Origin of the sequence: Halonotius sp. F2-221B (genome assembly GCF_046719765.1) — an archaeon.
Lineage (GTDB): Archaea > Halobacteriota > Halobacteria > Halobacteriales > Haloferacaceae > Halonotius.
Genome location: NZ_JABEBY010000033.1, coordinates 1 through 10,066, shown reverse-complemented (window position 1 = coordinate 10,066; position 10,066 = coordinate 1). Strand labels below are relative to the sequence as shown.

Genomic DNA, 10,066 nt, shown 5'->3' with positions numbered 1-10,066 from the left:
AGCGCAACCTCTTCAAGCCGACCCATTACCAAATCTACTACGTCTATCGGTAAATATCTTGATTAAACACTATCAGTTGTTCAAAATGTGGCAGTCATCAAGTATCCCCCGACTGAGAGTGTTCACAGGTTACCACGATGAAATTTTTCAACCACCTGTTCGCGGTGGGTAGCTTAATTAGGACTTGTCGTTACCTTAGTAATCTCAAATCGAGCACCACCCTCAGTCCCCTCAGTCACGATAATTTCCCAACCATGAGCTTCCGCAATCCGCCTGACAATTGACAGTCCGAACCCAGTCCCATTGGCTGCTGTTGAGTAACCGAAATCAAATACCTCGTCACGCTCGTCCGATGGGATCCCTGAACCGTCGTCTTCAACAAAAAATCCGTTATCAAGTGCGCCAATGGTGACACTAACCTCCGAGTCGCTGTGTTCGACAGCATTGCGGATGAGATTCTCAATCAGTTGTTTAAATTGACTCCGGTCGGCCTGAATCGTTTGCTCAATATTAGCCACCAATGTTGCCTGCTGTGTGTCAACATTACTCCAGCACTTCTCGACAAACAAGTTGAGATCAACGGGTTCCAACTCACTGATGTCGTCACCGTCGCGGGCAAGTGATAGTAGATCATCAATGAGTGATCGCATCCGAGTATGAGACCGCTCGATCGGAGCGAAATGCTGGCTTTCTAATTCTTCTTGGGCAAGTTCCAACCGTCCCTCTGCAACATTAAGTGGGTTCCGTAGGTCATGTGACAATACACTTGCAAACTTGTCGAGCCGCTCGTTTTTATTTTCTAGCTGTTGTCGCTGGGAGACACGGTCAAGGGCTCTTGTAAGACTACTCGATAGTATTTGTGCAAGCGTCTTGTCGACCTGGTCAAAGGCTTCTGGTTCCGTCTCACTCAAAATAAACACGCCGTGGTCACCAAGTGGATAGATAAGCTCGCTCTGAAACGGTGTTTCGCCGGTAAAGCAGTCCTGTTGTTCGGTAATCTTCCCGTAGCTTTCGGAGTCGCCTGTTCGATAGACCCGCCCTGCTAAGCTATTCTCAATGGGGAGCGCAGGCGGTTCGGTACCAAGTTGCTTCTCTACTGCTACTGTCCACGCAACCGGTAAGAGCGCAGCCTCGCTCTCATCGTAGAGGTGAATCCCGTTGATTGGCCGATCAAATACACCTCTGGCCGTTTTTGCTCCAATTGTTGCAACCTCCTTTGGGGTCGTTGCGGACTGTAACTCTTGAGTAGATGCAAGGAGCTCTTTGAGTGTCTCTTCGTACTCTTTCTGTGTCGTAATATCGCGGTAGAGCCACATATTAGCATCACCTGCTGGAAGACTGTATGGTAGGTAATCGCGTTTGAGCACGCGGCCATCAGCAAGACGGATTTCCTCGTTGTGAACCAGTTCGCGGTTGGCAAGCCGCTCGTCGATATCTGCGGTGAATTTTGCTGGCTCAGCACATTGGTCTTTAATTTGTTCGGCGGCCGCATCACAGTCGCGTCCGATGAGGTCGTCACCTGTCAACGGGATATCGAATGTATTTCCTAACTGATCGTTTGCCATGATAACCTCTCGGTCACTATCTTCGACAAGTACCCCCATCGGGAGGTTTTCTAGGATCGTCCGGAGAATAGAGTTTGTTCGATCTATCTCCTGTTTACGCCGCTTTCGATCGGTTATATCTAGATACCACGCATACGTGCCATCGATCGTCTCTCCATCTGTTCCGTACGGAATGACGTGTAACAAGAACTCACGTGTCCCTTTGGCGGTCATTCGTTCGACTTCGGTAGTTATTGATTCGCCAGCCTCCACCCGCTCACGAAACTGCTCGTGAGCTGTTTTCCCGTCCTCGGGAACAATTGCCTCTGCGACATCTGACCCAATTACCTCCTCAGCAGTGTAGCCGAATGCTTTCTCAAATGCGTCGTTAACATTAATAATTCGATGTGAAGATCCGTCCTCTTCACCAGCAATTACTGGGTTTGGTGCGTTTTCAAACAGTGCCCGCTGCCGTGTCTGTTCTTGATGAAGATCTCCTTTTATTTCTAATGAGTGAATGGCGTACGCAATGTCACCGCCAAGCTCAGCGAGCAATTCCTGTTCGGGTTTGTCGAAGGCATGTGGCTGGCTTGCATAGACAAGCAACTCGCCGTAAAGCCGTTCCTGATGTTCCAGCGGAACAGCAGCTACGGCTTGATACCCACGCGAAACAGCCTCTTCCCGCCATGCTTCGAACTGTTGATCCTTAGTGATGTTCTGGGAGACCGCGACGCGTCGTTCAGCGATAGCCGTCCCGCCGGGCCCGCGACCCGTAGGAGTGTCGTCTACCGTGATGGTAATCGTATCAAGATACCCTTCTTCGATTCCAGCTGATGCCCGAGGTGTCACCTGTTGTGTGTCAGGGTTGAGATCCCCAATCCACGCAAATAGATACGGATCAGAGTCACTAATGATCTCACACACGCGGGCCTCAGCCGCTGAACGTGAGTCAGCGCGCATTAGTGCTTGATTAATGTCACCCTTGAGGCCACGAATACGATCAAGATTGACAGCACGCTGTTGAGCGCGATGCTTCTCAACAGCATTTTTGATTCGGTTTGCTAAGCCTGTGTACTGGTCACCGCCAAGTTGTTTCTGCAGGTAGTCGGTCGCCCCAGCAGAAATTGCATCGCTGGCAACTTCTTCACTCCCTTCGCCGGTAAGCAGAATGAACGGCAGGTCAGGCTGCCGGTTGCGGATCTCTCTAAGAAATTCGATACCAGTCTGGCCATGCATTCTGTAGTCACTCACAACACAATCAAACTTGTCCGCAGTAAGTCGATCAAGCCCCTCACTCGCACTGGTCGCTGTCTCAACAGTCAACTGCTCACTCTCTTGCTCAAGTCTCTCAGCCGCCAACTCCACAAATTCTACATCATCGTCTACATGCAGAACGGTTATTCCTGCAGTTTCACTCACGATATCGGTGGTTATGATGATGGTGTGATAAGATTGTGGGTTTTGTGGATTAATACGCACCATTACACAATGTGCTTGTAATACATGATCGCTTCCACACGGTGAACGATGCGGCGAATGTCACTATCGTAGTTCGTCCACTCTTTCTGGAAGTTTTGATCATCTTCCTTGTGTGCAGCACCGGGAGACAGACTCTATATTAAATCGATATATTAGATAATATTTACGTGACAATGCGGTAAAGCTGTTCGAAATAGTCAATTTCGGGAGAAGTTTATATGCATTACGCTGTGATTGCATGTATGGACGTAGAATACTGTGCGACTGGTAAAGAACCATTTCAATCAGTGTTGACTGAATTCGACGCTAATCCAGATATCAATGGGTTGTTTGTGCTATCTGCAGCTAACGACGCACCTGTTTCCTCTGACATAGATGACATATTGGAAGATATTTCCACTCCAATATTTGGTGGTATCTTCCCTGAAGTTGTTTATGAAGGGAAAACACAAAAGGGGGGTGTAGTTGTCTTGGGGTTGCATGTCACTCCTGACATTACCACGATTATGCCTGATGATGATACGATTAATCTTGAGCGTAGCCAGAGTGCAGCCGACGAGACAATGTTTGTATTTGTTGACGCATATGCTGATGAAAGTGAAAATTTCATAAATAAATTGTTCAACGCTTATGGTGTAGGTTATAATTATCTCGGTGGAGGTGCAGGAACATTAGATGATGACCGACAATTGTGCTTGCTTACCAATGAGGGGTTAATTAATGATGCAGCTGTAGTTGCTCGCATTCCGAGAAAAAGCAACATCGGTGTCAAACACGGGTGGACTGAGATCGGTGGTCCGTTTGAGATTACCACTGCTGATGGCCGTACTGTACACTCTATAGATAGACGGCCTGCATATGAGGTTTACTCAGAAATTGTTGAACGTGAAACTGGGAAATACATAGATAGAGAAAATTTCTTTGAAATAGCTAAGTCACACCCATTTGGAATAAGCCGACTTGGCGGAGAACAAATTGTTCGTGATCCGTTTGAGGTCGATGAGGATGGTTCACTCACCTGTTTTGGTGACCTGCCAGAAGGTGAGTTTGTCCATATCCTGGAAGGCGACCCTGAGTCATTAATCGACGCAGCGGAAAACGCATACGAGACAGCAGCTGAACGAAATCCGGGAGATACTGTGCTGTTCACTTTTGATTGTATCTCCCGGGCACAGTACCTCGACGACGCATTTAATAAAGAGTTGGCTGCAGTATCAAATAATCGTGACTCCGTTGGTGCGTTGACGATTGGTGAAGTTGCCAACGATGGCCAAGGTCATTTAGACTATTATAACAAGACCGCTGTGGTCGGAGAAATTGCAGATATCTAACACTGGAGAGATCACATGCCTGACCGCCAACAACAAATTCAAATCCTCTACGAGATCTCGTTAGCCATTGAGCCTCGTGAAACACTCATCGAGACAGCTACCACAGCCCTCTCAGCCTATTTACAAAAATTAAACTGTTCGGTCGGTGGTGTTTATCAAGCAACTGACGACGGATATGATTTGCTCGCACGGCGTCCTGCTTCAGGTGAGCGCGACGAATTGTTGGTTGCTGGGGTTCAACGGCTTCACCAGTGGGCTGATGCGGATCAATCTGGTCAGAATCGCTTCCCAATCAGCGGATCAGTAGAACAAACTGGTGAATACTATTTGTTTGAGCTTCCGGGCTTTGGTATACTACTTCTTGCTCAACGAGGCGAAGGGCTTGACCGATCAATCATCAGTTCGCTTAATCCACTCAATGAGAAGCTTGCTACCTCATGCAAAACCATCGATTCTCAGAACAAACTCCGTGAGGAACGCAATCGATTCCAAGCGGTTTTCAGTGCTATTCAAGAACCCGTTGCTAATATTACCATTACCGATGACGGAACGACAATACATCGAACGAATGAGTCGTTTGCTAATACATTTGGTTCCCCCGTAGAACGCCAGGTTGACAGATTTGAACCAGTTCAAACCGCCGGAGAGGACAGTAACCTTGCTAACAAACTAACCAGTGGTGAACCGATAGTTAAGGAGGTTCGCCGGGAAACATTGCACGGAACTGGTGATTTTCTGTTGCGAGCGGTACCGGTTTCAGCCGAAGATGGTAATGAATATTTTTTAATGTATATAGATATTACTTCTGAAAAGAACCGTCAACGTGAGTTACAATCATTCTATCAAGAAGTCACAGCTTTGTTTGAATGTGAAGACCGATCCTCTGTCTGTAACCAAACAGTCAAGACCGCTGCAAAGGTTGTTGATCAAGCCGTTGCTGAAATCCATCTTTATGATAGAGCGGCCAACGATTTAACTCCTGCCGCAACGAGTGAAGACACAATTATTTTCGACAGTAACAGTACAACATTGTGGGAAACATATACTGGTGATCGAATACAATCGATTGACAAAAATGTGTTAGATCAAGCACGCGATATTACTAGTGGAATGGCTGTTCCAATCAAGGGCCATGGTGTGCTAGTGATAGGCAGGGAAGAATCGGATTTATCAAGCGAAACAGATCGTCAGTTCATCGAACTGTTAGCTACACTCTCTACGGTAGCACATAACCGTGCCCGACAGACAGATAGTCTTGAAAAAATTCAGGAACTTACTGAAACAGCCGTTACAAGTGAAGATAGAGAAGCTATGGTTGACCCGATTTTGCGTCGGTTACCAGAAGCTTTGGACTTTCCGTTAACTGGTATTTGGGAGTATAATCCTGCACGGGAGCAACTTGATCCTCTTGGCCAAACTGATACGGCTGAACGGATTATAGGTACACCGCCTAGTTTTGAAAAAGGCGAAGGTATTGCATGGGAAACGTTCAAAAATGGTAACACAAGGGTGGTTGGTGATGTTAACACTCATCCGGAGGTATACAATGAGAGCAGTCCAATCAACTCAGAAGTCATAGCGCCACTTGGAGACTTTGGGCTGTTAGTGGCCGGATCTGTCCGTTCACAAGAATTTTCTGCTATCGATCATAGTATAATTGCTACACTGTCTTCTAGTCTTGAAACTGCAATCCAGTTGGTTGACAATCGTAACGAGATTGATCTTCTTGATCAGGTGATCGGTCGTGTGCTCCGGCACAACATCCGTAATGATCTTAATGTAATCAAGGGATACGCGCAAGCGATACGTGATGACACTGATGAGACCTCTCAATTTGTAGCCAATATAATTGCAAAATGTGAAAGTCTTGAACGGACTGCAAACACTGCCCGTACAATGCGAGACGTAGTTGAAACCCGTAATGATACACAGATTATTGATCTCGAAACCGCTGTCAATGATGCTGTAAAACGACTTCACAACCGGTCACCGCAGACAGAAATTAGATTAAATCTGTCTATGACAGGCAACGTTGTTGCACATCCCAAACTTTCCGATGCTATCTACCACATGTTATCAAACAGTCTTGAGCATGCAATAAATGATCCTCAGACCGGAGCAGATTACATTCAGATACGGACAACAACTGCTGACGATGGTACCATCCTTGAGATTTCAGACGATGGCCCAGGGATTCCTCAGGGAGAATTAGATATTCTCACAAAGCATGGGGAAACAGCATTAGAGCATGGCAGTGGTGTTGGTTTGTGGCTTATTGACCGAATCACACAGTATTCAGGTGCAACCATTGATTTTGACACAGAGTCAGGCACAACTATTCAGGTGTGTTTCCAATCTACAGGAGCATCCAGCAGTACGTGAACCGCCTCGGGGTCAAGCCCCGTGGCATTCCCGGTATGCTTGTAAATTATAGTTCAGCATCTATATTAATTCACTCTATTTGATTTCATACCGTGTTCGTAAAATTAAATTCAGATTCTCCGTTGGTTGTTTCTTCCACAGCAGTGCCATTGGTTGATGTTATATCATTCTGCGAATGACCCTGTCCGTCAGATGACGGCATAGTGCTTGCAGTGGTCTCCTGTAGTTCAAACTGTGACAGGTGCTCTTGGAGTTCAACAAGTACGGCATCGACCTGCTGGGTGCTATCAGCGACATCGGTAAGCGTCTCTGACTGGTCTTCGATTTCTCTGACGACTTCTTGACTTTCGGTCAGCGTCGCTGCACTGATCTCTGAAAGGTCGTCGATCATCCCAACGACCTCCTGTACCGATTCGGCTTGAGTGGTTGCCGCGTCGTTGATCTCTTGGATTCCGGTGTTTGTATCCTCTGTGTACTCAACCATCGTTTCGAAGGATTCAACGACCGACTCAATGGTTTCAACACTGCTGTCAAGTTGTGAGCGTGCTTGTTCAACTTCGTTAACCGTGGTTTCCATCTGTTGTTCCGCGGAGTCAATTACTGATTCGATCTGTTGGGCTGACTCCTTTGTCTCCTCTGAAAGTGATTTGACCTCATCAGCAACCACCGCAAATCCGGAGCCTGCTTCACCGGCGCGGGCCGCCTCAATGTTTGCATTGAGCGCGAGGAGATTCGTTTGATCAGCAATCTCGGAGATGAGATCTGTTGCCGCTGCGATCTCCTCAAACTGTTCGGACAGCGTGTTTACAGACGCAACAACTTCGTCCACAGCCGAAGCGACTTCTTCCATTTCGTTGGTTGCGGCTGCGGCATCCGCTTGACCATCCTGCCCGATGCGTGTGGTTTTGTCGGCAGTGTCAGCAACTGTTGTTGTTTCCGATGCAACTTCTTCAACAGTCGCTGAGATCCGTTGCAACTCATCGTACACATTGCTCAACTCTGCATCCTGTGCTTCCATATCGTTGGCCATCTCTTGAACCGAATGGGTGACGCTGTTGCTTGACTGATGAACGGACTCAACTTGCGTCGCCACCTGGTTGCTCATCGACTCAACTTGGTCAGCAAACTGCGTGATTTCGTGAATTGTCGTCCTGTACCGCTCAATGAGGGTGTTTGTTGACCGAACAATTGAGGCGATGACCGCTTCGTCCGTCGAGACATCAATTTCTTCACTGAGATCACCTGCTGCTGCATTTTCCATCACTGTATTGATATCGGCCTCTAGATCGTTCATAAGGTCATCTAACTCCTGTTTTGCCTGCTCGGACTGTTTTTTTGCCTTGGTTGCCTCTTTTTTTGCTTCGGTTGCCTGTGTGATCTCACTATTGAGGGCGTCACGTGTCTCATCAAGCGTTCGAAACATCTCGCCCAGCTCGTCGCTTCGATCTGAATTGATTTCACGGTCGAGTTCACCGTCAGCGATTGCTCGCATCTCGTTCATTAACCGGTTGATTTCGTTGTACACCGTGTTTGACACATATCCAATAAAAAGTGCCGTGACCGCTGTTGCAGCAACAGTTACCCCGAGTAGTAGTTGGCTTCCAACAACAAGATAGCTAGCAACACCGACAGTTCCCCCCGAAAGTGCCACCACGGCTGCAAACCCAACTAGCTTTACCCGCAAACTATCCCGAATCGGATTTTGCATGCTAAATGTAACACGCTTCGAATATCTAAATGTTATCTTCGCACACAACCGCGGGGTGTCAACGTTGGAGTGTCCTGTTGTGTTAGGTATAGTTTGAACCACGGCGTAGGTAGTTTACCTAAACATGTCATCAAAAACTGCCAAATGGAGGCTTATTTTGAATCACCAATTAGATTTGATAATAGGAGTGCTTCAGGTATTGCATGTCGGGGCCGCTGGTTCGTCCACACCGCTCACTAACGAGGCTGAGCTAGCTGCCGATCACGAGTTCTCGGTTGATACTGCCGACCGGCTGAGGCAGGACTGCGCGCCTACGACGCGAAGCAGCCAGACTGTCTGGTCGTTGAGCCACCGCTGGATACTGATATCATCGATTTTCTCTCTCAGATCCGTGAGCGAGATCCGGAGCTCCCGATTCTCTTGTTTGCGTCCCCGGAGGATACCGATGTCGTGAGCAAGGTGTTGGCCACTGGAGCTGACTACGTGCCGAAAACCGACGGCGACAACGAAGCCGAGCTGTTGGCCACTCGAATTGAAACCCTTGGCGGTGTCGGCGGCGAACATTAATCCTCAGATCCATGGCGACAGTCAACGGCAGCAATCTCGCGGCTATACTCAATCACGAACCAATCAGAGCTCTCGTTTTCAGAGACGATTGATCGTGCTCTTGATGTCGGCATCGCTGAACTCGGCTATCCCGTTGCTCATTTTGGAAGCAGGTGGACAAAGAGCTGACAAACTGTCATGTTTGGATGCGTATTTTGATCGCAAAGCTATGTCCCCCCACGCTGACCGGATCTATTTTGAGCGGTTGTGGGATGCTTCTGACTCTCTTTGAGGTCTGTAATATCTCGAATGGCTCCTCTGATGGCGATGATCTCTCCATTTTTTTCGATTGCCTCACCGTTTGTGAGCACCCAATGGAGTTGATCGTCAGCATCAATCAGTCGGAGCGTCGCCTCATAGGACTCCCTAGTTTTGATACATCGTTCGACAAGGCGTTTGATCTCACTGCGATCTTCCGGATGATAAAATTCGATTGCTTCCTGTTTGGTTAGCTCAGCGTCGGGCTCAAGACCATATATCGCGTACGTGCCGTCTGTCCAGCGTGTCTCGCCGGTTTCAATGTCGAAATTCCAACCACCGGTGTTGGCGAGCTGTTCGGTGGATGCAAGTAAATCCTCATTTCGTTCGACCTCTTTTTGCGCCCGATACTGACTGACGGCGTTTTGAATTCGGTTTGCCAGTAGTGTATGATGACTGGGAGCTGCTTGTTTCTGTAAGTAGTCAGTCACGCCGGCAGAGATAGCCTCACTGGCGATTTCTTCTGTCCCCTTTGACGTGTAGAGAATGAAGGGTAGATGGGGATGCTCTTCTCGAACGTTTTGTAGAAATTCAACCCCATTTTGCGTTGGCATATCATAATCCGAGATGATGCAGTCTACGGTATCGCTGGCTAGTATGGATACTCCTTCGTTTGGGGTTGCTGCAGTCTGAACGGTAATGTGAGCAGCCTCGTGTTCCAGACGATGTTTGATTAATTCGGTACGCTCATCTGTAGCGATGAGTACTTCTTTTGTGAACGGAGCTCGTAACTGGTCTCAAGATGGTCAGCAGAGAGA

General features: G+C 47.8%; 5 protein-coding genes. 2 read left to right on the top strand and 3 right to left on the bottom strand.

What is annotated here, in order from left to right:
• Positions 1-173 precede the first annotated feature (173 nt).
• The gene (locus tag HKK80_RS14885; protein ID WP_411800368.1) at positions 174-3,026 is read right to left on the bottom strand and encodes a GAF domain-containing protein; all 2,853 of its coding nucleotides are present in this window, start codon (positions 3,024-3,026) and stop codon (positions 174-176) included.
• Positions 3,027-3,265: 239 nt separating this feature from the next.
• On the opposite strand from HKK80_RS14885, the gene HKK80_RS14880 reads away from it, so the two are divergent.
• Positions 3,266-4,354: an FIST signal transduction protein gene (locus HKK80_RS14880; protein WP_411800367.1), complete on the top strand. Its 1,089-nt coding sequence runs from the start codon at positions 3,266-3,268 to the stop codon at positions 4,352-4,354.
• Positions 4,355-4,369: 15 nt separating this feature from the next.
• Positions 4,370-6,736 carry an ATP-binding protein gene (locus tag HKK80_RS14875; protein WP_411800366.1) on the top strand — a complete coding sequence of 789 codons (2,367 nt, stop codon included), beginning with the start codon at positions 4,370-4,372 and terminating at the stop codon, positions 6,734-6,736.
• Positions 6,737-6,821: 85 nt separating this feature from the next.
• On the opposite strand, the gene HKK80_RS14870 is transcribed toward HKK80_RS14875, so the two are convergent.
• Both HKK80_RS14870 and HKK80_RS14865 read right to left on the bottom strand, forming a co-directional pair.
• Positions 6,822-8,444 carry a methyl-accepting chemotaxis protein gene (locus tag HKK80_RS14870; RefSeq protein WP_411800365.1) on the bottom strand — a complete coding sequence of 541 codons (1,623 nt, stop codon included), beginning with the start codon at positions 8,442-8,444 and terminating at the stop codon, positions 6,822-6,824.
• A 773-nt stretch (positions 8,445-9,217) separates the two neighbouring features.
• Complete coding sequence (locus HKK80_RS14865) at positions 9,218-10,009, bottom strand: response regulator (RefSeq protein ID WP_411800369.1); 792 nt, start codon at positions 10,007-10,009, stop codon at positions 9,218-9,220.
• Positions 10,010-10,066: the final 57 nt, after the last annotated feature.

Bases quoted from the DNA above. Each gene is read 5' to 3' on its own strand.
- HKK80_RS14885 (WP_411800368.1), bottom strand. From the start codon at position 3,026: ATGGTGCGTATTAATCCACAAAACCCACAATCTTATCACACCATCATC.
- HKK80_RS14880 (WP_411800367.1), top strand. From the start codon at position 3,266: ATGGACGTAGAATACTGTGCGACTGGTAAAGAACCATTTCAATCAGTG.
- HKK80_RS14875 (WP_411800366.1), top strand. From the start codon at position 4,370: ATGCCTGACCGCCAACAACAAATTCAAATCCTCTACGAGATCTCGTTA.
- HKK80_RS14870 (WP_411800365.1), bottom strand. From the start codon at position 8,444: ATGCAAAATCCGATTCGGGATAGTTTGCGGGTAAAGCTAGTTGGGTTT.